Source organism: Nocardia sp. NPDC041819, from assembly GCF_055590505.1.
The window spans coordinates 329,831-351,057 of record NZ_JBVJAP010000007.1 but is presented as its reverse complement, the minus strand read 5'-3'; the positions used below and the strand labels follow the sequence as shown (position 1 = coordinate 351,057).

Genomic DNA, 21,227 nt, shown 5'->3' with positions numbered 1-21,227 from the left:
GTGGTGGATTTCGGGCGCATCCTCAGCGGCTGAGTCCGGATCGCCGGCGACGGACCGGCAGGCGCCATGGTGCCCCTCCGCCACGCGGGGTTGCTGCGCACGCAGAGAGCGACCACGCCACGCTGCGCGCCGCGCTCACCGACCGCTACAGGCTGCGCGGTGGCGGCCCCGAGAGCTGGGGCAGCGTTTACCTTCCACGGCTTCCGCTACGTCGAGATCGACGGCTGGCCGGGGGCTCGCGCCAGGGCACTCGGTCGTTAGTCGTGCACAGCGGCATGCGCCGCGCACGGGGTGGCTGGACATCAGCCACGAGTGGTGGCACCAGCTGCACTCGAACGGGCCTCTGGTCGATGCGCGGCAACTTCGTCGGCGTGCCTCCAGACTGTTCGCAGCGCGACGATGCCTTGGCTGACCGGCGATCTGCGCACCTTCGCGCCTGATAGCTGCGTTCCTCTACGACGCACGCGGCGTGCTGGATCGTGGCTGGCCGGCCTGCCAGATGGCGGTTGAGGTCGCCCGGGGCGGAGGCGACCGTCGCGCTGCCCGCCGACCCGGATGCCCGGATACTGACCAGTCGGCACGGGGAGCACCACTGGGAGTACCCGATGTCGGTTCTCGCCGCGGCGGCCGGAGACGCTATGAAGACGCCGCTGCAGACGCTCGCCGACGACCGGGGCCGGTCCGGCGGGCGGTCAGCGAGGTGTTCGCGGAGCACTTGCCCGGGATTCGATCGTTGGCGAGGCACCCGAGGCCGCGGCGATCTCGCTGAACACGCTACTCGGGGTGCGTGCCCCCAGGCCTCCGAGCGGTTGTGTGCCGATCTCGGGGCCGCGCTCGTCCCGCCAGCGGCGCGCCGCTGAACCCCGCACCGCGGGCCGCCCGGCCGCCGAACGACGCGCTGGGCGGCCTCTTCAGCTCGTCACCACGTCCGCGGGATTCCAGATGGCGCACATGCTGGTGATCTGTCCCTGCTCGTCAAAGGTCATGACGTCGATCGGCTCCACGGTGATCAGCCGATCCGGCAGGGTCGTGGTCACCCGGAAGTGGAAGCCGGCGGTGTCTCCGGCCACCCGCAGTGTCAGTACCTCCATGGCGGAGTTGACGCCATCGAGGCCGCTGTAGAAGGCGGCGATGGCCGCGCGGCCCACGCGGACCTCGCCGCCGACCGGATCCTGGACGGTGGCGTCCTCGGCGTAGAGCGCGGCGATCTCGGCGGAGGTGCCGGTACTGATCCGCTTCGCGTACTCGGTGACCGCGGCGGTGATCTGCTCGACGGAGGGCATCGGGTTTCCTTTCCCGACGGCGCGCGTGGCCGTCTGTCCGACCCAGGGGAGCAGACGCCGCGCGCGTGCGGTGCGCCAAGTTCCGTTCCGTGGGATGCGGACGTCGCGGCCCGGCCCCGGCGCCCGGAGAGGGACGAGGCTCGGCTCCCGCTGAATGGGAGCTGGCCCTCCGCTGCATGAGCCGGGCCCTATCGTCCTGACATGCCACGTCCTTGTGACCCAGTTCACGCGTGATTCCCACGCTCGGACACCCCGGTTCCCGCCGCAGGCGGAGCCGACAGAGGTCACCGTTTCCCGGAAGGCCAGACCATGACCAATCCCGCCGACACCGTCGCTGCCGCCGTCACCGCCGCCGGCGCCACGACATTCGAGGCCCGCAAGGTCTCGACCGGATACTCCTGGCCGGAGTGCCCGCGGTGGCACCAGGGCACCTTCTGGTTCTCCGACATGTACACCGGAACCCTCAAGACGCTCGACGCCGACGGCAACGCCGCCGTTGTCGTCGACGCGACCGGCCGCGCCGCGGACACCGACGTCCCGATCGTGCTGGGTGGGTTCGGCTGGCTGCCCGATGGCCGCCTGATCGTGGTGTCCATGCACGAGAAGCTGGTCCTGGTGCACGGTGGCGGCGGGCCCGGCGACCTGTCGGTGTACACCGACATCTCGCAGTACTGTTCGGCCGCCGCCAACGACATGGTCGTCGACACCGACGGCCGCGCCTACATCACGCAGCTCGGCTTCGACATCTTCAAGGGCGAGGAGCCGAAGCCGTCGCCGCTGATCGTGGTGGAGCCGGACGGGTCCGTCGGCACTCCGGAGAAGGTCGGCCCGCTCCTGTGCGCCAACGGAATCGCCGTCAGCGCCGACGGCACCAAGGTCTACACCGCCGAGGTCATGGCCTCGAAGATCACCGTGATCGACCGCGCCCCGGACGGCACCCTGTCCAACCCGCGGGATTTCGCCATCTGCCCGTTCATGCCCGACGGCATCGGGCTGGACGCCGACGGCGGCGTGTGGGCGGCGCTGCCGGGCGGCGGCTACGTCGCGCGCTTCACCGAGCAGGGCCTCACCGACGCGGTCCCGATGCCGCTGGAGAACGGCATCGCCTCGGCCTGCCTGCTGGGCGGCCCGGACCGGAACACGCTCTACATGACCGTCGGCCACGAGGTATTCGACTTCGAGAAGTCGGCGCGGGAGGCCCTGGGCAGCATCTGGGTCGCCGATGTGGCGCACCGCGGTGGCGACACCCGGCCCTGATCCGACCGACACAGCCGAGAACACGAGGAAAGACAATGGCAACTCTGGATTTCAGCGATCGCGTCGTGATCGTGACCGGCGCGGGCCGTGGCATCGGGCGGGCGAACGCGCTGCTGCTCGCCTCGCGCGGCGCGGCCGTAGTGGTGGGCGACCTGGGCGCGCGTACCGACGGCTCCGGCGTCGAGGATGACAACCCGGCCACGGCTGTGGTCGCCGAGATCACCGCCGCCGGCGGCAAGGCCGTCGCCTGCGCCGCCGACGTCGCCACCGAGGAGGGCGCCCGCGCCCTGGTCGACGCCGCGATCTCGACGTTCGGCGCGATCGACGCCGTCGTCAACAACGCCGGCATCGTCCGCGCCGCGCCGTTCCGCGAGGTGCCGGACGAGGAGTACCAGCGCCACCTGGACGTGCACTACTTCGGCGCGATGCGGCTGTGCCGCGCGGCCTGGCCGCACCTGCTCGAGGCCGAGGCCCCGCGGGTGGTCAACACCATCTCCCAAGCCATGCTCGGTAACCCGGGGATGTCGCACTACGGCGGCTCCAAGGGCGCGCTGTTCGGCTTGACCCGCAACCTGGCCCTCGAGGGCTTGGAGGCGGGCATCAAGGTCAACGCCATCGCCCCCGGCGCGAGCACACGGATGCTCGAGGCCGCAGCCGACACGCTCACGCCCGAGATCATCGAGTACATGCGCACGGCGATGCTGCCCGAGCACATCGCCCCGGTCGTGGCCTACCTGGTGCATCCGGACTGCCAGGTCACCGGCGAGGTGTTCAACGTGGCCGGCGGCATCGTGAACCGGCTGGCCCTGGTCAACACCATCGGCATCCACGATCCCGCGCTCACCGTCGAGACCGTGGCCGAGCAGTTCGAGCAGATCATGGCGATCACGCCGCAGGCCGTGCCGCAGGTCGTCGCCCCGGCCCAGCTGCCGGTCTCCTGAGTCCCGACGTTCCCCTGGAGAGCCATCACATGAGTACAACCGAGTCAGCGGCCGGCATCGAATACCCCTTCGGCGAGGTCACTCCCGAAGAAGCGTCCGCTCGGTACCACGCTATCGCCGCGGATCGTCCGATGACGAAGATGACGATGCCGTTCGGCGGCGACGCCTGGATCATCCACCGCAACGCCGCGGCGCGGCAGATGCTGAGCGATCCTCGCTTCGTGCGTGAGCCCTTCCGCACCGGGCAGCGCGTCACCCCGTACTTCGTGGAGTTTCCGGACTTTCTGCGGACCACGCTGCAGTTCGAGGATCCGCCGCATCACACCAAGTTACGCAAGCTGGTGCAGCGCTCGATCTCGCCGAAGCGGGTGAAGACCATGCGGGATTCGGCGGTGGAGTTCGCCAACCATCTGATCGACGACATGATCGCGAAGGGGGCGCCCACCAACCTGGTGCACGATTACGCGGTGGCGCTGCCGATCCAGATGCTGGCCAACCTGCTCGGTGTGCCGCCGGAGGACCGGCCCAAGTTCCAGAAGTGGAGCTCCTCGACCCTCGCCGTGGCGAACATGCCCGAGGAAGAGATCGTCGCGAACATGACCGAGCTGGTCGTGTACATGATGGGGCTGATCGAGGAACGCCGGAAGAACCCGCGCGAGGACCTGCTCAGCGACTTGGCCAACGCCCGCGACAAGGACGACAGCCTCACCGACGCAGAGATCCTGCCGATCGCGCTGGTGCTCATCATCGGCGGCTTCGACAACACCGCGAACTTCATCTGCGCCGGTGTGCTGTCGCTGCTGCGCAACCGCGATCAGCTCGAACTGTTCCTGGAGGACCCGGACGGCGTGGCGCCGACCGCGGTCGAGGAGATCCTCCGGCACGGGCGAATGGCGCTGGGCGACACCGTCACCGGTTCCGGCGCGCTCGTCCCGTTCGTCGCCACCGAGGACATCGAACTGGACGGTCAGCTGATCGCTCGGGGCGAAGCCGTGCTCGTCGATCCCGCCGGCGCCAATCACGACGGGGTGGCCCTCGAACGTGATGAAGTCTTCGACATCCGGCGTAGCAACAATCCGCACCTGACGCTGAGTTACGGCCTGCACCACTGCCTGGGCGCGCCGCTGGCTCGGATGGAGATGCAGGTCGGCCTGGCCGAGCTGTTCAAGCGCCTGCCAGGGCTGAAGTTGGAGGGCGACGCCGTCGTTGACATGGACAATTTGACCCAGCCGATCGTCGATCTGCCGGTCAGCTGGTAGGAGCAGCGATGCCGAAAGTGTTCTACACCCAGCCCGACGGCGTGCTGAAGATCGTCGACGGCGCCGCTGGTGATTCGGTCATGTCGACCGCTGTGAAGAACGGCGTGAACGGCATCGTCGGCCAATGCGGTGGCACACTGTCGTGCGCCACCTGCCATGTCTACCTGGACCGCAGCGAGCTGGCGCACTTCCCCGATCCCAGCGAGGACGAGGAGGACATGCTGGACTGCACCGCCTCGGACCGGGAGGACAACTCACGCCTGTCCTGCCAACTGGCCCTGTCGGATGGGATCGATCTGCACGTGACGATCCCCGACGAGCAGGTCTGATCGATGACCGGAGCACAGGACACCTCCGGTGCGGAATCGCCGGTGCCGCACAGCGTGGTGGTCGTCGGCGCCTCGCACGCCGGGGTGCAGCTCGCCGACCGCCTCCGCACCGAGGGCTACACCGGGGATATCACGCTGATCTCGCACGAGCCTCACCTGCCCTACCAGCGGCCCCCGCTGTCCAAGGCGTGGCTGAAGGGTGAGGCGAGCAGCGATTCGGTGCTGTTGCGCGACCCCGCGCACTACGCGGACCAGAAGATCGAGTTGATCACCGGCGCGCGGGTCGAGCACCTCGAGCGCATGCCGGAAGGGGTCGAGGTGCGGTTCTCCCGGGACGGCGAGCGGCAGGCCCGGCGGTTCGACCGCCTGGTGCTGGCGACGGGAGCCCGGGCGCGGCGGCTGACATTGCCGGGCGCGGACCATCCCGGCGTGCTGGTGCTGCGCGACTTGGACCACGCCCGGTCGCTCGCCGACCGGGTGCAGGCGGGTCCGATCGTCGTCGTCGGCGGCGGATTCGTGGGGCTCGAGGTCGCCGCTACCGCGCGCGCTCTCGGGGCCGAGGTGACCGTGATCGAGGCGGGCGAGCGGCTGCTCGCCCGCGCTGTCGGGCCGGATACGGCGAGCACCCTGCTCGCCGCGCACCGGGCGATGTCGACTGAGGTCGTGCTCGGTGCGGCTCCGGCCGAGATTCTGCACGGTGACAACGGGATTCGCGCGGTGCGGCTCGACGACGGCCGGGAGATCCCGGCGGCGACGGTACTGGTGGGCATCGGTGCGCAGGCGCGCACCGAGCTGGCCGAACAGCTGGGGCTGGAGTGCGACGGCGGCGTCGTCGTCGACGAGTGGTGCCAGGCTTCCGACGGGTGGACCCTGGCTGTCGGCGATTGCACCACCCATGTCTCCGGCACGGGCAGCCGCTATCGGCTCGAGTCGGTGGACAATGCGGTCGAGCAGGCGAACACCGCCGCCGCGGTGTTGCTGGGCCGTCCCGTCCCGGCCCGGCCGGCTCCCTGGTTCTGGTCCGATCAGGGTGATCAAAAGTTGCAGATCACTGGTCTCATCGGAGGGCATACCTCCATGCTGGTGCGGGTGGACCCGGAGCGCCCGCGCCGCCGGGTCGCGCTGTACTTCGCCGGTGACGCCCTGGTCGCCGCCGAGTGCTTGAACTCCCCGGCGGATTTCGTGGCGCTGCGCTCGGCGCTGGGCCGGGGCCACCGGCCCGGACCGGATGTGTTGTCGGACACCAGCGTCCCGCTCAAGAAACTGCTGGCGCCGGTGCGTGGCTGACCTGTGGCTCGCGAAGGAGGAGAGCGGGCCTCGGAGCATCGCTCCGGGGCCAGCTCCGTCTCGTCTGCGGGCCTACATCTGGGCGAACCGGGCCGCGGCCAGCGCGCCGACCTCGGCCATCGCCGCGCGGGCCCGGGCGCTGTTCGCGGTCTGCATAGCGAAGCCGTGCCCCACTCCCGGGTAGCGCAGCTGCGCTGTGGGCACGCCCGCCTCGCGGAGCCGGTCGCCATAGGCCTCGACGGCGTCGCGCAGCGGATCGCCGTAGCCGACGGCGATGATCGCCGGGGGCAGGTCCGCGAACGAAGTCGCCAGCGCCGGAACGCCGTACGCGTCGTCGGTGGAGGAGTCCTCGCCGAGGTAGAGGCTCTTCATCCAGTCGATGTCCGAGGCAGTCAGGAAGGGGGAGTCGCCGAATTCCCGCATCGACGGGCGGTTGGTGCGCCGTTCGATACCGGGGTAGAACAGCACCTGCTGGGCGATGCGTGGCCCGACCGAATCGCGGCCGCGCAGGGCGGTAGCCGCCGCCAGGCCGCCGCCGGCGCTGTCGCCACCGACCCCGATCCGGGTCGTCCCGACGCCCCACTGCGCGGCGTTCTCGGACACCCAGCACAGCGCCGCGTACGCCTCGTCGTTGGCGACGGGGTAGCGGTACTCGGGGGCGAGCCGGTACTCGACGTTGAACACGACCGCGCCGGTGGCCTGGGCGACGTCGCGAGCGAGCCGGTCGAACGACTGCAGCGAGCCCATGATCATGCCGCCGCCGTGGAACCACACCAGTGCGGAGGCGTCGGTCTCCGGGGCGGCGTACGGTCGATAGACGCGCAGCGGGATGCGGCCGTGCGGGCCGTCGAGCGATGCGTCGCGCACACTCGACATCGCCGGGCCGGTCGGGCGAACGATCGACTCCAACGTCCGGCGTGCGGCCTCCACCCCGCCGGCTCGCAGCGAGCCGGTCCCGCTGCTCTCGATCCGCGCGACGAGCGCGGCGACGTCGGGATCCCAGGCGAAACGGTAGGGCGGGTGCCCGGTCGGAACGGTCACGGTCTACTCCTCGGGATCGGCGGGATCGGCCGGGTGAGCCGCGGCCGTTCGCGTGGCGCGCAGCATGATCCCGGTGCTCGTCTCCCCGCCGCGACGGTGCTCGTTCATCAATGCGACAAGTCGTTCGTGGTCGTGGCAGGCGAGCGCTTCGATCATCTGGTCGTGTTCGGCCACCACGCGTGCGCGGGCGGCCGGGTCGTAGAGGTAGGCGGCGTGGTAGGGCATGGCGAGCGTCCACAACCTGCGCACTTCGGCGACCACCAGATTCAGCGGTGACCGCTCGAAGATCAGGAAGTGGAAGGTGTGGTTGTGCAACCGCATGGCGAGTACGTCACCCTGCTCGGCGGCCTCGACCACCAGGTCGCCGACGCGGGCGACCTCGGCGACGGCGTCATCGGGGAACGGCGGCAGCGAGCGCAGCACTTCCGGCTCCAGTGCCGCCCGCATGAGGTAGATCTGATCGAAATCGCTCTGCTGCAGCCTGGCCACCGTGTAACCGACATTGTGCTCGTGCTCGACCAAGCCCTCGGCGGTGAGGTGACGCAAGGCCTCCCGGATCGGCAGCCTGCTGACGCCGAGGCGTTCGGCCATCAGCACCTGCCGGATCGGCTGACCGGGCAGCAACTCACCGCTCACGATCAGCCGTTCGATCTCTTCGACCACCCGTCCGGTGGCCCGGCCGACGTCGCGCCCGCCCTCCGTCGCTGCTGTACTGCCGGTTCGCCTGCTCACGAATCCCCGAAGATACCAGCCGCCCGCAGTGCCTCGATTCGCTCGGCGCTGTAGCCCATGGCGCTCAAAACACCCGCGGTGTCGGCGCCGCGCTGCACCGCAGGGCGGGGGGTGCGGTGCGGAGATCGGCTCAACTTGACCGGCACCCCGACACCCCGGTAGTCCTGCGTCTCCAGGAACAGGCCGCGATGACGCGTCTGCTCGGCCTGCAATGCCTCGTCCACCGTGTTCACCGGTGCGGCGGCCACGCCGACCTGCTCGAGCCGCAGCGCCAGCTCGGCACGCGGCCATGGAGCGATCCGCTCGGCCAGGATCGCGACGAGTTCCTCGCGGTGCGCGTGGCGCTGTCCGTTGTCGGTGAAGCGCGGGTCGTCGGCGAGCTCGGGCACCCCGAGAGTGGCGGCGAGCGAATGGAATTGGCGGTTGTTGGCCGCGCTGACGAAGAAGTCCCCGTCGGCGGCGCGGAACACCTGGTACGGCACCACTGTCGGATGGAAGTCCCCGGTCCGCTGCGGCACTCTGCCGCTGGCGACCCAGTTGGCCGCGTGCGGATACAGGATGGAGATGACCGAGTCCAGCAGCGCCATGTCGACCAGTTGGCCGCGGCCGCTGCGCTCGCGTTCGAGCAGTGCCAGCAGGATGCCGTTGGCCGCCAGGTTGGCAGTGACGATGTCGACGATCGGCACCCCGACCCGCAGCGGGTTGCCGTCCGGGTAGCCGTTGATGCTCATCAGGCCGCCGAAGGACTGCAACACCGCGTCGTAGCCGGGCAGCCCGCCCATGGGTCCGTCCACGCCGAAACCGGTGATGCGGCAGTAGATCAGACGCGGATGACGCTGCGCGAGAACCGACTCGAAATCAAACCCCCAGCGCGCCATGGTGCCCGCCTTGAAGTTTTCGATCACGACGTCGGCACCGGCGAGCAGGTGCGCGAGGATCTCGCGGCCCTCGTCGGTGCGCAGGTCGAGGCCGATGTTGTCCTTGCTGTGGTTCAGGCTGGCGTAATAGGCGCTGCTGGCGCCCTCGTCCACGAAAGGCGGGCCCCAGCCGCGGGTCTCGTCACCGCCGGGCCCCTCTACCTTGATGACTTCGGCGCCCTGGTCGGCCAGCATTTGCGCGGTGTACGGGCCGGCCAGCACCCGGCTCAGATCCAGTACGCGCACCCCGCTCAGCACGCCGTTGTCGGTCGCGGTGTCGGCGGCGCGCCAGGCGGCACGGCCGTTCACGCCCGTCTCCTCGGTGGTGGTGATACTCATCGTGAAATCCCTTCTGCGGCATCATGTTCGTTGAGACACGCGCCGGTGATCAGATCCCATGGGTCGGCGCCTTCGTCGAGGATCTGCCCGGCCAGGACTTCGGACCAGTACCGCTCCGAGCCGTAGCGGTCCCGCCAGCTCCACAGTGCGGTGGTGAAGCGGCCGAGGCTGTGCTCGGAGGTGAAGCCGATGGCGCCGTGGATCTGGTGGCCTGCCGCGGCCACCTCCCGCGCGGATGCGGAGGTGACCACCTTGGCGGCCGCGATCGCGGTGCGCCTGGTCGCGTCGTCGGCGGCGGTAGCTGCCTCGGTCGCCGTCTCCATCAGCGCGGTCAGCGCGGCGAGCCCGGCGAGGCGCTGCTGGATGGCCTGGAACTTGGCGAGCGGGCGGCCGAACTGGACCCGCTCGGTGGCGTAGCGCAGCGTCCGGTCCCGGACGGCGCCGGCGGCGGCGGTCAACGCCACCGCGTAGGCGAGCGCCCCGCGCTCCTCCAGTTCCATTGCATCAAGGGGGGATTCGTGCAGTCGGGCCGGGGTGGCCTCGAAGTGGAAGTCGTCGAGCGCGGCGCCGAGCAGGTCGCTGCCGCGCTCCACCGAGATACCGGGGGCATCGGCGGCGACGACGGCGACCGTGGGCCGCTCGCCCGCGGCCGACGCGGGTAGCAGCACTACGAGCACGTCGGCGTCGGAACCGTGAACGACGCCGGTGACGGTGCCGTCGAGCACGGTCCCTTCGGCGGTGTCGCGCGTGGTGCAGCCGTCGCCGGCGATGGCCAGGGTGGCGGGCCCATGGGCGGGACTGCCGGTGCACTCGGCGACGAGGCGGCTCGCCAGCGCGGTGTGCTCGATCAGCATCGTGAGAGCGCCTTGCGCGGTGACGGCGTGCACCACCGACAGCGCGTCGGAAGCGGTGCCGCCGCTGCCGCTCTGCTCCTCCGGGATCCCGATCTCGGTGAAGCCCGCCTCGGTGAGCGCGGCCCAGAGCGGACCATCGGCTCCGGCAGCCGGGGTGGTGGCATCGATCCCGACGCGTGCGGCCATCGCGGCCACCGCCTCGAGCAGTTCGGTGTTCCATCTCGTCATCGCAAACCCATTCCGCGCGCGACGATTCCGCGCAAGATCTCGTTCGTGCCGCCGCGCAGGGTGAAGGCCGGGATGTGCAGGATTCCGGTCGCGAGCAGTCGGGCGAACGGATCGCCGCCGTCACGGCGCGGCTCGATGTCCGCGCACGCGCGGATCGCCTCGACCACGTCTCCTTCGAAGGTGGAGCCGAGATCCTTCACCATCGCCGCGAGCACATCGGGCTTGCGGCCTGCGGCGAGTTCGGTGGTGACCGCGAGCGACATCCTGCGCAGCGACCAGGCGCGCGCGGTCAGCTCACCGAGAGTGACCCGCTGCTGCTCGCCGGCGCCGGTGCGGCGCAGTTCGGCCGCCCAGGCACGCAGCAGCGGCATGGTCGACAGGTAGCGCTCCGGGCCGGAGCGCTCGAAGGCGAGTTCGCTCATCACCTGGGCCCAGCCCTCGTCGCGCCGGCCCAGCAGGGCATCCGCGCCGACATGGGCGTCGTGGAAGACGACCTCGTTGAAGTGCGCGCCGCCATCGATGCTGCGCAGCGGGCGCACCTCGATACCGGGGTGATCCAGGTCGACCAGGAACTGGGAGAGCCCCCTGTGCCGGTCGGCCGGGGTGCCCTCGGTGCGGGCCAGCAGGACCATCGCGTGCGCCACGTGCGCGCCGGTGGTCCAGACCTTGGTGCCGCTGATCGTCCACGAGCCGCCGGGCTGCTCGACTGCCCTGGTGCGCACCGCCGCGAGGTCGGAGCCGGCGTCGGGCTCGCTCATCCCGATGGCGAAGAACAGCTCGCCCGCGGCAATACCGGGCAGGTAGCGCTGCTTCTGTTCCTCGGTTCCGTTGGCAAGTATGCCCGGCGCCATCTGGCGGTCGGCCACCCAGTGCGCGGCCACCGGCGCGCCGTGGGCGAGCAATTCCTCGGTGACCACGAAGCGTTCGGCCAGCGGCCGCTCGTGCCCGCCGTACTGCCGCGGTAGCGTCATGCCCAACCAGCCGCAGGCTCCCAGCCGGGCGCTGAAGGCCGGGTCGAAGCCGCTCATCCAGTTGTCCGGCGCGGGGGAGAAGGCACCCCCATCGAGTTCGGCGCGCAGGAAGGCGCGTACCTCGTCGCGGACCCGCCGCAGGGCGGGGTCGTCCGCAAGGGGCGCGGTGGCGAGGGCGGTCATCGGCCCGGCCCCCGCGACGACCAGGAGCCTTCGCCCTTGCGCGACATCGACCACATCTGCACGCCGCGCTCGATCTCCAGCGCCGAGGACCAGCTCACGGCGGGCGGGCCGAGCTCGAGCCGGGCGCTGTTCATGATCCGGCGGGTGAGCTCGGGATCGGCGGCAGCCGGTGCGGTCAACTCGGCGATGCGCGCATCCAGTTCGGGCTCGTCGACGGAGAGGTGGGCCAGCCCGCGGGCGACCGCCTCGGTACCGGTCAGCGACAGGCCGCAGGCGGCCAGCGCGATGGTGCTGGACCAGCCGACGGCGCGGCCGAGCAGGGCCAAGTGCCCGCCGCCGGGATGAATCCGGCGAGCCAGGAACCCGCTCTCCAGCCGCGACTCCGGGGTGACCACCATGAGGTCGGTGGCCAGGGCGAGGTTGAGCCCGGCCCCGACCGCTCCGCCGACCACCCGTGAGATGGTCGGAACAGGCAGCATGCCCACCCGGACGAAAGAGCCGTAGACCGCGGAGGTGCGGCTCACCGCCTCCGGCGAGGCCGGATCGGCCGAGGAGGTGGCCAGATCCCTGGTGTCGGCGCCGCTGCAGAAGTACGCGCCGGCGGCGCGGACCACGACCGCGCCGATGCCGGGGTCACTCTCCACCCGGGCACAGAAATCATCGATGAGCGCGGCCATCTCGAGGCTGATCGCGTTCTTGCGGCGGGGGTTGTTCAGGGTCAGCTGCGCGACACCGTCCGCGAAGTCGCTCAGGACCGGCGGCTCGGACGGGGCATCGACCGATTCATCGGGCATCATGAGGGCACCGTAACAGATTGGATCCAAAATAAAATCCAATAATGATTGACAATTCGGTCACCGGCCTCGGAGAGTGGCTGAGGCAGGACGCCACCCCTGCGATTCGGTGGCACATCGATGGAAAGGTGAACTCGTGTTCGAGTTGGACGGACGAATTGCCCTGGTCACGGGCGCGGGTCAGAGCGTGGGGGAGGGAATCGCGACGGTGCTCGCGCGCCAGGGTGCCACGGTCGTGGTGAACGATCTGTTCGCCGATCGCGCGGAGCGAGTGGCCGAGTCCATCGTCGCCGAGGGCAACAAGGCCATCGCCCGGGCCTTCGACGTCACGGACTACCAGGCGACGGTGGACGCCGTCCGTTCCGCCGAGGCGGAACTCGGCCATCACGTGGACATCCTGGTGAACAACGCGGGTGTCGCCGAGGACCGGGTCACCAAGCCGTTCCGGGAACTGACTCCCGAGCAGTGGCCGCCGTCGATCGACCTCAACATCTACGGCGCGCTGAACTGCATCAAGGCGGTAATCGACGGGATGTGCGACAACGGATGGGGTCGGGTCGTGCAGATCTCGTCGGGTTCTGCGCGCACCGGGCAGAACATCAACGTGTCGATGTACGCCACCGGCAAGAGCGGCGTAGAGGGCTTCATCCGCCACCTCGCCGCCGAGACCGGGCAGTACGGCGTGACCGCCAACATCGTCGCCCTCGGTCTGCAGGCCAACCTGGCGCACAAGATGCCGCCGGAGCAGATCGAGCGGCTCGTCGCGGGCATTCCGATCGGACGGCTGGGTGATCCGATCGAGGTCGGCGCGTTCTGCGCGTACCTGGCGTCGAACGAGGCAGGCGGCATGACCGGGCAGACGCTCGACTTCAACGGCGGGTCGCAGACCCGATGAGTGGTACGCCGACGGCGCCGGTCATCCTCTCCCTCACCGCGATCCGGGTCACCGACCTGGCCCGATCCACCGAGTTCTACACTGCGGGCTGCGGTTTCGCCGAGGAGAACGCGTTCTCCACCGACACATTCGACGCGGTGATCCTGCGGGCCGGGAGGGCGGGTGTCGAGCTCATCGCACCGCACGGCGAAGCCGCCCTGGTCGATCACGGCACGATGTTCGTGAAGCTGGTGCTCAACACCGCGGATGTGGCCGGGCTGCTGGCCGCGGCCTGCGCGCACGGGGGCACCGAGGAGATGCCCGCCACCATGTTCACCCGCTTCGGCGGACACACCATCGGCAAGGTCCGCGATCCAGACGGCCACCTGATCGAGGTCACCAGCTCGGTGCCGCAATCGCCCGACCGCTGAGCGGGACGGCCCCGGGGGACGGCGCTGCGCGCGGGCTAGCGTGACGCCGTTCACACCGGACGCAGAGATGGAGCGCAGTCGACGATGACCTGGGGCAGTAGCTATGACGTTGTAGTGGTGGGCTCGGGTGGCGCCGCGTTGGCCGGTGCCCTGGCCGCGACCCATCGCGGTCTGTCCGTCTGTGTGTTCGAGAAGACCGATCGTTTCGGCGGCACGTCCGCGTATTCCGGTGGCAGCGTATGGCTTCCGGGCAACCACGTTTTGGCCCGGCACGGCGTCGAGGATTCCGCCGAGAAGGGCCTCACCTACTTCTCGGCCCTGGTCGGTGACCGCACCCGGCCCGAGGTGCAGCGCGCCTACCTGCAGACCGGCCCGGTCGTCGCCGACTTCCTGGAGAATACGATCGGCATCCCGCTCGAGCACCGCCCCTTCCCGGATTACTTCGACGCGCCGGGGCGCAGTGCCAACGGGCGCAGCATCTTCGCTCACCCGATCTCGGCCGAGGAGGTCGGTGACCGGCTCGTCGACATCCGGCCGATGGTGCCGGTCGACCAGTTCGGCATCGAGATGGACCGGTCGGTGCTCGACGGCGGCCAGGCCTGGATCGCCCGGATGCTGCTCGCCCTCGACGCATCCGGCCACGCCGAGCTGAGGCTGCGCACCCGCGTCACCGGTCTGGTGCAGGATGAGTCCGGCCGGGTCACCGGCGTCGTAGTCACAGGTCCGGACGGCGCAGAGTCCCGCGTCCGGGCACGTGCGGGCGTGCTACTGGCCGCCGGCGGCTTCGAACGGTCACCGGAACTACGCGCGAAGTGGCAGGGCATGCCGAGTGCCGACTGGACCTCCTCGCACCCCGACACCGGCTCCGGCGACGCCCTCACCTTGGCCGAATCCGTCGGAGCCGCAACAGATCTGCTGGACCAGTCGTGGTGGTGCCCGGCCACCCTCTTCCCGAACGGGCACGCCGCGTTCACCCTCGGCCTGCGGGCCGGGATCGTCGTCGACGGCACCGGCCGGCGCTTCGCCAACGAGATGCTGCCCTACGACCGGATGGGCCGCGCGATGCGCGAACGGATGCAGCACGGCCACGGCGACGCGTTCTGGTACATCTTCGATGATCGGACCGGCGACGACCTGCCCGCCATCTGCACGCCCGCACCCAAGCGGGAGGAGCTGTCGGCCGCAGGCCTGTGGCACACCGCCGGTGACATCCCCGAACTGGCGGCCGCCATCGGCGTAAACGCAGAACAGCTGAGCGCGAGTGTCCGTCGGTTCAACGAGTTCGCCGAGCGTGGATGCGACGAGGACTTCGGCCGCGGCGAGGACCCGTTCGGCCGCTTCTTCGTCGGCGCGGCGTCGCCGGAGCAGTGCCTGCGGCCGCTGAACGGTTCGCGCTTCCACGCGGTGCGTCTGGTCCTCGGTGATCTGGGCACCAAGGGCGGTGCGGTGATCGACCCCGAGGGCGCCGTCGAGCGTCCCGACGGGACCGTGATCCCCGGTCTCTACGCCGCGGGCAATTCCGCAGCCTCGGTGGCCGGGCCGGTGTATCCGGGCCCGGGCGTGCCGCTGGGCTCCGGCATAGTCATGGCCTACCGCGCCGTGGCCGACATGGCCGGACGGCTCAGCGGTGCCGACGCCACCGCTTCCTGACCGGAGACCGACCGCGATGCGCGGGCGTCCGCAACCAGTGAGCAGTGCAGCGCTGTACGTGAACTGAGAGACCGGGTGGCCGTCGTCACCGGTGGTGCGAACGGAATCGGCAAGGGGCTGGCGACCCGGTTTCTGGAAGAAGGCATGCGGGTCATCGTGGCGGACAACGATCGCCGCGATCTCGACCGTCCGCTCACGTTCCCGGAGCCGAGGCGGACCCCTCGCCGGCCGACCACCGCGAGCAGGTGAACCGCTCCGTTGAGCAGGGTATGCCGACCTCGGCCATCGCCGATATGGTCGTGCGCGGTATGGCGGAGCGCGGAACCCGTTTTTTTCGCATCCCGAATGGCTTCGGTTGTGGGCCGAGCGGGTGGACCGCGTCACGGCCCAGGCGGAGCTGCTTCCATAAACGAGATCTCGAGGAGTGCTCATGCCCGTTCCCCCGCTGGATCCCGACGTCGCGGCGCGCATCGCGGCACTCGGGCCGACGCCGTCGATGCGCTCCCGCGGTATCGAGGCGGTCCGTGCGGGCGTCGAGGCCATGCGGGCACCGGAGTCCATGCCCGCGATGGCGCAGATCGAAGACCTCACCATCCCCGGGCCGTACGGCCCGCTGGAGCTGCGGGTCTACCGGCCGACGACCGACCCGGCCGCGCCCGTCGTGGTGCATCTGCACGGGGGAGGGCTGGCGATGGGCTCGAACGCATCGTTCGAACCGCTGGCGCGAAACCTCGCGATGGCCAGCGGTGCGACGGTCGTCGCGGTGGACTACCGTCTGGCACCTGAGTGGCCGGCCCCGGTGCAGGTGGAGGAGTCCTACGCGGCTGCCGTGTGGGTGTCCGAGCACGGCCGTGACCTGCGGGTCGACCCCGATCGCCTGGCGGTGCTCGGGGACAGCGCCGGAGGCGGTCTCGCCGCTGGAGTGGCCCTGCTGGCCCGTGACCGCGGCGGGCCCGCGCTGTTCGCCCAAGTGCTGCTGTATCCGGGGTTGGATCGTGACATGGGGGCGGCGTCGGTGGTGGCGATGCCCGACGCGCCGATGCTGCTCCGCGAGGACATCACGTATCTGCACGAACTCGCAGACACCGGTGCCACCACGCCACCGGATTGCTACCGGATTCCCGCCTACGCCGCCGACCTCTCCGGTCTGCCGCAGGCGATCGTTGTGACCGCCGAGGGCGACCCGATCCGGGACTGGGGCGAGCGCTACGCCGCGCGGCTGCGCGACGCCCGCGTGCAGACCACGCTCACCCGGTATCCTGGTGTGCTGCACGGCTTCCTGATGCGGCCGGAGAACTCGGCCCGCGCGATGCTCGCCATCGCCGAGATCGGCGCCCTGCTGCGTGCGAAGTTCGGCTGTGTGCTGCCGTGGTCGGAAACCGCCCGAGGAGAGTGAATCCCGTACATTTCGTCCAGAGAAGCCGCCGATGAGCGCGGTGCTGCAAGCGGCGGCCTCGGTGGTGCCGATCGTGGCGGTATTCGTGGGCGGTGTGATCTTCGCGAGACGAAAGATCATCTCCGCCACGGACTCGTCCGTGCTGTCGGAATTCGTGTTCCGCCTCGCGGTGCCCGCATACCTGTTCGCCGAGCTTTACTCGGCGGACCTGGCGGTGCTGTTCGAGCCGCACTCGCTGTCGGTGTACGCCGCAACCGCCTTGTTCGCCGCGGCGCTCGTCGCGGCGTGGGCACGGTTCGTCCATCGGGCCGATGTCCGAGGGATCGCCCTGCGGATCATGGCGGCGGTGCAGGTCAACTCGGCCTACTTCGCGATCCCGGTGCTGATGCTGTTCTTCGGCGATGCCACCCCGATCTTCCCGGTGCTGTTGTTCCAGGTTCTCGTGTTCACCATGCTGGTCGTCGCGGTCATGGAAGCCACGGCAGCGGGCAATGCGCCGGCGCCTACCTGGCGGCGCGTGATCCTCGGAGCGGGCCGGTCGCTGCTCACCCCGGTGGTGCTGGCCTGCCTGGCTGCGGTGACGCTCAATGCCGCCACCGTCCCGGTGCCCGCGGTGATCCTGCGGAGCTGTGAATTCGCCGGAGCGGCCGCCGCGCCCGTCGCGTTGTTCGCGCTCGGTCTCTACCTCGGCGGGGTCGGGTTGCGGTGGCGTGGTGCGACCGCCGATGAAAACGCTCTGGTGGTTGTCAAATGCGTGCTGTTCCCGCTGCTGATGTGGGCCGCTATGAACTTGGCCGAAGTCCCCGACCCGTGGCGTGGCTCGCTGGTGCTGATCGCCGCCATGCCGGCGCCGCAGAACCTGTTCACCGTCGCCCAGGCCTACGACACCGATGTCGGCCTAGCGGCTGCGGCCGTGGTCAAGTCGACGATCGTGGCGCTGTGCCTGCTTCCCGTGTGGCAGTTGCTCGTCTGACCCGTGTGCGACCCGGCAACCGGGCGCTACGGATGAGCGGCCAGCTCGGCGGCTGTGCAGCGGTCCCAGATCTCGCGGGCGGCTACGCGCACGGGTCCGACCAGTTTGCGGTAGTCGAGCGCGGTGACCGGGGCGCACACGGAGAGACCGGCTAGGTTGCCGTAGAGGTGGTCCGGCGGGCCGATGGAAACGCCGACGCAGCCGAGGCCGGAGAAAGCCTCCCCGCGATCGAAGGCCGCTCCCCGGTCGCGGATGACGGCGAACTCCTCCTCGAGCTGGGCGTCGGTGCCGACGCTCTGCGTCGTTCGCCGGACCAGCTCCCCGGCGCCGGTCCGCACGAGCCCCTGCACGACGTGCGGATTCCGGGTCGTCTCGGTGATCGCCAGCTGAACCTTGCCGACGGCGGTCAGGTGCGCGGGCACTCGCTGCCCGACGGCAGTGGGAGTCGGGCCGGAGGCGCGACCGTTGAACTTGGCGAGATAGACCGTGTCTCCGTGGTCGACCACGGCGAGCTGGATAGTGAGACCGGTCCGGTGCGCGAATGCCTGCATGACCGGCCGCGCTCCCTGGAGTAGCCGGTTCTGGTTGAGCGCGGCCTGGCCCATCTCGTATGCCTTGACGCCGAGTTCGTAGGTCTGCTCGGGCGAACGAGCGAGCCACCCGGCGGTGGCGAGCTGCTCGAGCAGGCGATGCGCGGACGAGCGGGGCAGGCCTGTTCGGGACGTCACCTGGGCCAGGGTCAACGGGCCCACACCGTTGAACGTCTCCAATACCAGCGCGATCCGCTCGACGACCGAGACCGGCACGCCCGCGGGGCTTGATGTTCTCACTCGACCTCCCAGTACCTCGTCACATCACTGTGACTGGAGTCACGGTACTACCACGTACATGTGCGTTCCAAAGTGCCCGCACGGCGTATGAGCACGAGGATCGCATGAGGCCGCCGTCACATCTGAACAACTTTCCCGATCAGCGAGACGTTCCGCACTGGGGCGCGATCCCGCGCTTAGCCTTCCGGGTGCTCCGGTCCGGCCGGACCGGAGCATGCACGATCGACTACGACCAGGAGGGCGGATGTCCACGGAGACGAGTGCCGGTCCGGAAGCCCTCGCGGACTCGGTGACGAGCACGGCGGTGTCGCGCGGCAGCCGGGTCCGGGTGCTCGAGGTCGTCGAGGAGACGGCCGACGCACGTTCCTTCGTCGTGGAGCCGCTCGACGAGGCGGACGCCGGCTACCGGGCCGGGCAGTTCCTCACCGTACGGGTGCCCGACGTCGGCACCGGCTCGGCGCGTTGCTACTCGCTGTCGAGCTCACCGCACAGCGACGCGGCGATGAAGTTCACCGTCAAGCGGGTCGAGGGCGGCCACGGCTCCAACTGGCTGTGCGACACCATCTCGGCCGGTGACGAACTGGAGGTGCTGCTGCCTGCGGGCACCTTCACCCCTGCGTCGCTGGACGAGCCGGTGGTGCTGGTAGCCGGTGGCAGCGGCATCACCCCGGTGATCGCCATCGCCAAGTCCATCCTGTTCGCCGGCGCCGGCGACGTGGTGCTGATCTACGCCAACCGCGACCAGGACTCGGTCATCTTCGGTCGCGAACTGCGGGAGCTGGAGCAGCGGTTCGCCGACCGGCTGTCGGTCATACACGTGCTGGAGTCGGTTCAGGGGTACCCGACCCGGCGCACCATGTCACTGCTGCTGCGCCCCTTCGTCGACCGATCGGTCTACATCTGCGGGCCTGCACCGCTGATGGATCTCACTGCGGAAGTGTGCGCGGCTGAGGGCTTCCCGGCTACCCGAGTGCACTCCGAGCGGTTCCTGTCGCTACAGAGCAACCCATTCGGTCAACGCGCCACCGAGGCTGACCTGGAGGCGGGAGAGGTCGTCTGCCAGGTCCGTGTGAGTATCGACGGCGCCGCGCGCGAGGTGCCGTGGACTGCGGGACGCAAGCTGCTCGACGCGCTGCTCGATGCCGGAGTCGAGGCGCCGTACTCGTGCCGGGAGGGCGCCTGCAGCGCCTGCGTCTGCTCGCTCACCAAGGGCCGGGTGACGTTGGCCCGCAACGAGATCCTGACCGCGGACGACCTCGCCGAAGGCTACATCCTGGCCTGCCAGGCAGAACCGGTGAGCGACGAGATCGCGATCGAGTACTGAGGGACCGAATCGCCGTCCCACTGAGCAGGAGACACACGTCACACCGGCGGTGGCGCTTGCCAAGCTGGTGACAGTGCACCGAGTTCTGCGGTCGCAGCCCATCTGACCAGGAGGAATCGTGACTTCCACCCCCGCAGCCGGAGATCGGGTCCGTGTCATCGACACCGGCCTGCCACCCGAGCGGTACGCCCGCGGCTGGCACTGCCTGGGTCTGGTTCGTGACTTCGCCGACGGCAAGCCGCACCAGATCGCTGCGTTCGGAACCGAGCTCGTCGTGTTCGCCGGGGAGGACGGAAAGATCAATGTGCTCAACGCCTTCTGCCCCCACATGGGCGGCAACCTGGCGCACGGCACGGTCAAGGGCGACACGATCGCCTGCCCGTTCCACGACTGGCGCTGGCGCGGGGACGGCAAATGCGCCGCGATCCCGTACGCCCGGCGGGTTCCGCCGCTGGCCCGCACCAAGGCGTGGCCGACGATGGAGATCAGCGGGCAGCTGTTCATCTGGAACGACCCGCAGGGCCGCAAGCCCCCGGTCGAGCTGACCATCCCGGAGATCCCCACCTTCGGCGATCCGGGCTGGACGGATTGGGTCTGGAGCTCGATTCTGGTGGAGGACTCGCACTGCCGGGAGATCGTCGACAACGTCGTGGACATGGCGCACTTCTTCTACGTGCACTACGGCATGCCGACCTACTTCCGCAACATCTTCGAGGGCCATACCGCCACCCAGCTCATGCGCTCGCGGCCGCGCGCCGACGCGGTGGGAGTCAGCACGAACACCACCGACCTGAGCATCGAAAGCCGTTCCGACGCCACCTATTACGGCCCGTCCTACATGGTGGACAAGCTGTGGAGCGCGCAGTACGCCGACCGCGCCGAGCCGAACATCTACTTGATCAACTGCCATTACCCGGTCACCCCCACCTCGTTCCGGCTGCAGTACGGCGTGATAGTCGAGAAGCCCGCGGGAATGGACGACGAGTCGGCGAATGCGATGGCCGCTGCGGTCGGCCGGGGCATCGCCCTCGGCTTCGAGCAGGACGTCGAGATCTGGAAGAACAAGGCGCGCATCGACAACCCGCTGCTGTGCGAGGAGGACGGCCCGGTTTACCAGCTGCGCCGCTGGTACGAGCAGTTCTACGTCGACGTCGAGGACATCAAGCCGGAGATGACCAACCGGTTCGAGTTCGAGATCGACACCGAGCGCGCCCTGCAGAATTGGCAGGCCGAGGTGGATGCCAATCTGGCAGCCGGCCGCAGTGCTATCGCCCCCAACCTCGCCGCGAACCGGCAGACCGCCCCCACCGGTTCCTGAGCACTCTCTTCCCTTC

At 69.7% G+C, this 21,227-nt stretch carries 22 protein-coding genes; 14 read left to right on the top strand and 8 right to left on the bottom strand.

The genetic code is table 11. The features are described 5' to 3' along the window. The first annotated feature begins 39 nt into the window (after positions 1–39). Entirely contained in the window at positions 40–261 is a 222-nt protein-coding gene (locus ACZ6DL_RS22085) for a family 78 glycoside hydrolase catalytic domain (protein WP_466053797.1), read from the top strand. 650 nt (positions 262–911) lie between these two features. Here ACZ6DL_RS22085 and ACZ6DL_RS22080 read toward each other — a convergent pair. Beyond that, a complete protein-coding gene (locus ACZ6DL_RS22080; RefSeq protein WP_466053709.1) occupies positions 912–1,283 on the bottom strand; it encodes a nuclear transport factor 2 family protein in 372 nt (123 codons plus the stop codon). Between the two features lie 309 nt (positions 1,284–1,592). Here ACZ6DL_RS22080 and ACZ6DL_RS22075 point away from each other — a divergent pair, with 309 nt between their 5' ends. Genes ACZ6DL_RS22075 through ACZ6DL_RS22055 form a run of 5 tightly spaced genes read left to right on the top strand, consistent with a single transcriptional unit; the run spans position 1,593 to position 6,356 of the window. Next, on the top strand, positions 1,593–2,540 hold the full coding sequence (locus tag ACZ6DL_RS22075; RefSeq protein ID WP_466053707.1) for an SMP-30/gluconolactonase/LRE family protein: 948 nt from the start codon (positions 1,593–1,595) through the stop codon (positions 2,538–2,540). Between the two features lie 35 nt (positions 2,541–2,575). Next, complete coding sequence (locus tag ACZ6DL_RS22070) at positions 2,576–3,481, top strand: SDR family NAD(P)-dependent oxidoreductase (protein WP_466053705.1); 906 nt, start codon at positions 2,576–2,578, stop codon at positions 3,479–3,481. 29 nt (positions 3,482–3,510) lie between these two features. Further along, positions 3,511–4,740 carry a cytochrome P450 gene (locus ACZ6DL_RS22065; protein ID WP_466053703.1) on the top strand — a complete coding sequence of 410 codons (1,230 nt, stop codon included), beginning with the start codon at positions 3,511–3,513 and terminating at the stop codon, positions 4,738–4,740. An 8-nt stretch (positions 4,741–4,748) separates the two neighbouring features. Further along, entirely contained in the window at positions 4,749–5,069 is a 321-nt protein-coding gene (locus tag ACZ6DL_RS22060; protein ID WP_466053701.1) for a 2Fe-2S iron-sulfur cluster-binding protein, read from the top strand. 3 nt (positions 5,070–5,072) lie between these two features. Beyond that, positions 5,073–6,356 carry an NAD(P)/FAD-dependent oxidoreductase gene (locus ACZ6DL_RS22055; RefSeq protein ID WP_466053699.1) on the top strand — a complete coding sequence of 428 codons (1,284 nt, stop codon included), beginning with the start codon at positions 5,073–5,075 and terminating at the stop codon, positions 6,354–6,356. A 72-nt stretch (positions 6,357–6,428) separates the two neighbouring features. On the opposite strand, the gene ACZ6DL_RS22050 is transcribed toward ACZ6DL_RS22055, so the two are convergent. The 6 genes from ACZ6DL_RS22050 to ACZ6DL_RS22025 are packed head-to-tail and all read right to left on the bottom strand — an operon-like array spanning position 6,429 to position 12,418. Next, positions 6,429–7,397, bottom strand: a complete 969-nt coding sequence (locus ACZ6DL_RS22050; RefSeq protein WP_466053697.1) for an alpha/beta hydrolase — start codon at positions 7,395–7,397, stop codon at positions 6,429–6,431. A 3-nt stretch (positions 7,398–7,400) separates the two neighbouring features. Continuing rightward, positions 7,401–8,129 carry a GntR family transcriptional regulator gene (locus ACZ6DL_RS22045; RefSeq protein WP_466053695.1) on the bottom strand — a complete coding sequence of 243 codons (729 nt, stop codon included), beginning with the start codon at positions 8,127–8,129 and terminating at the stop codon, positions 7,401–7,403. Further along, positions 8,126–9,385, bottom strand: a complete 1,260-nt coding sequence (locus tag ACZ6DL_RS22040) for a CaiB/BaiF CoA transferase family protein (protein ID WP_466053693.1) — start codon at positions 9,383–9,385, stop codon at positions 8,126–8,128. The genes ACZ6DL_RS22045 and ACZ6DL_RS22040 overlap by 4 nt, the downstream gene beginning before the upstream one ends. Continuing rightward, a complete protein-coding gene (locus ACZ6DL_RS22035; protein WP_466053692.1) occupies positions 9,382–10,467 on the bottom strand; it encodes an acyl-CoA dehydrogenase family protein in 1,086 nt (361 codons plus the stop codon). The genes ACZ6DL_RS22040 and ACZ6DL_RS22035 overlap by 4 nt, the downstream gene beginning before the upstream one ends. Continuing rightward, the gene (locus ACZ6DL_RS22030) at positions 10,464–11,621 is read right to left on the bottom strand and encodes an acyl-CoA dehydrogenase family protein (protein ID WP_466053690.1); all 1,158 of its coding nucleotides are present in this window, start codon (positions 11,619–11,621) and stop codon (positions 10,464–10,466) included. Before ACZ6DL_RS22030 ends, ACZ6DL_RS22035 begins: the two co-directional genes overlap by 4 nt. Beyond that, positions 11,618–12,418 carry an enoyl-CoA hydratase-related protein gene (locus ACZ6DL_RS22025; RefSeq protein ID WP_466053688.1) on the bottom strand — a complete coding sequence of 267 codons (801 nt, stop codon included), beginning with the start codon at positions 12,416–12,418 and terminating at the stop codon, positions 11,618–11,620. The genes ACZ6DL_RS22030 and ACZ6DL_RS22025 overlap by 4 nt, the downstream gene beginning before the upstream one ends. Before the next feature lie 133 nt (positions 12,419–12,551). Here ACZ6DL_RS22025 and ACZ6DL_RS22020 point away from each other — a divergent pair, with 133 nt between their 5' ends. The 6 genes from ACZ6DL_RS22020 (at position 12,552) to ACZ6DL_RS21995 (ending at position 17,739) form a co-directional block, all read left to right on the top strand. Next, positions 12,552–13,310 (top strand): SDR family NAD(P)-dependent oxidoreductase, encoded by a 759-nt coding sequence (locus ACZ6DL_RS22020; RefSeq protein ID WP_466053686.1) that lies wholly within the window; start codon positions 12,552–12,554, stop codon positions 13,308–13,310. After that, positions 13,307–13,720: a VOC family protein gene (locus tag ACZ6DL_RS22015; RefSeq protein WP_466053684.1), complete on the top strand. Its 414-nt coding sequence runs from the start codon at positions 13,307–13,309 to the stop codon at positions 13,718–13,720. The genes ACZ6DL_RS22020 and ACZ6DL_RS22015 overlap by 4 nt, the downstream gene beginning before the upstream one ends. Positions 13,721–13,804: 84 nt before the next feature. After that, complete coding sequence (locus tag ACZ6DL_RS22010; RefSeq protein ID WP_466053682.1) at positions 13,805–15,370, top strand: FAD-dependent oxidoreductase; 1,566 nt, start codon at positions 13,805–13,807, stop codon at positions 15,368–15,370. Positions 15,371–15,445: 75 nt separating this feature from the next. Continuing rightward, positions 15,446–15,619 (top strand): SDR family NAD(P)-dependent oxidoreductase, encoded by a 174-nt coding sequence (locus ACZ6DL_RS22005; protein ID WP_466053680.1) that lies wholly within the window; start codon positions 15,446–15,448, stop codon positions 15,617–15,619. Between the two features lie 181 nt (positions 15,620–15,800). After that, a complete protein-coding gene (locus tag ACZ6DL_RS22000; RefSeq protein WP_466053678.1) occupies positions 15,801–16,766 on the top strand; it encodes an alpha/beta hydrolase in 966 nt (321 codons plus the stop codon). A gap of 31 nt (positions 16,767–16,797) precedes the next feature. Next, entirely contained in the window at positions 16,798–17,739 is a 942-nt protein-coding gene (locus ACZ6DL_RS21995) for an AEC family transporter (RefSeq protein WP_466053676.1), read from the top strand. A 26-nt stretch (positions 17,740–17,765) separates the two neighbouring features. Here ACZ6DL_RS21995 and ACZ6DL_RS21990 read toward each other — a convergent pair whose 3' ends face one another. After that, on the bottom strand, positions 17,766–18,569 hold the full coding sequence (locus ACZ6DL_RS21990) for an IclR family transcriptional regulator (protein WP_396982271.1): 804 nt from the start codon (positions 18,567–18,569) through the stop codon (positions 17,766–17,768). A gap of 244 nt (positions 18,570–18,813) precedes the next feature. On the opposite strand from ACZ6DL_RS21990, the gene ACZ6DL_RS21985 reads away from it, so the two are divergent. Continuing rightward, the gene (locus ACZ6DL_RS21985) at positions 18,814–19,893 is read left to right on the top strand and encodes a 2Fe-2S iron-sulfur cluster-binding protein (RefSeq protein ID WP_466053674.1); all 1,080 of its coding nucleotides are present in this window, start codon (positions 18,814–18,816) and stop codon (positions 19,891–19,893) included. Positions 19,894–20,008: 115 nt separating this feature from the next. After that, positions 20,009–21,211, top strand: coding sequence for a Rieske 2Fe-2S domain-containing protein (locus tag ACZ6DL_RS21980; RefSeq protein ID WP_466053795.1), 1,203 nt, complete (start codon positions 20,009–20,011; stop codon positions 21,209–21,211). The last annotated feature ends 16 nt before the right edge of the window (positions 21,212–21,227 follow it).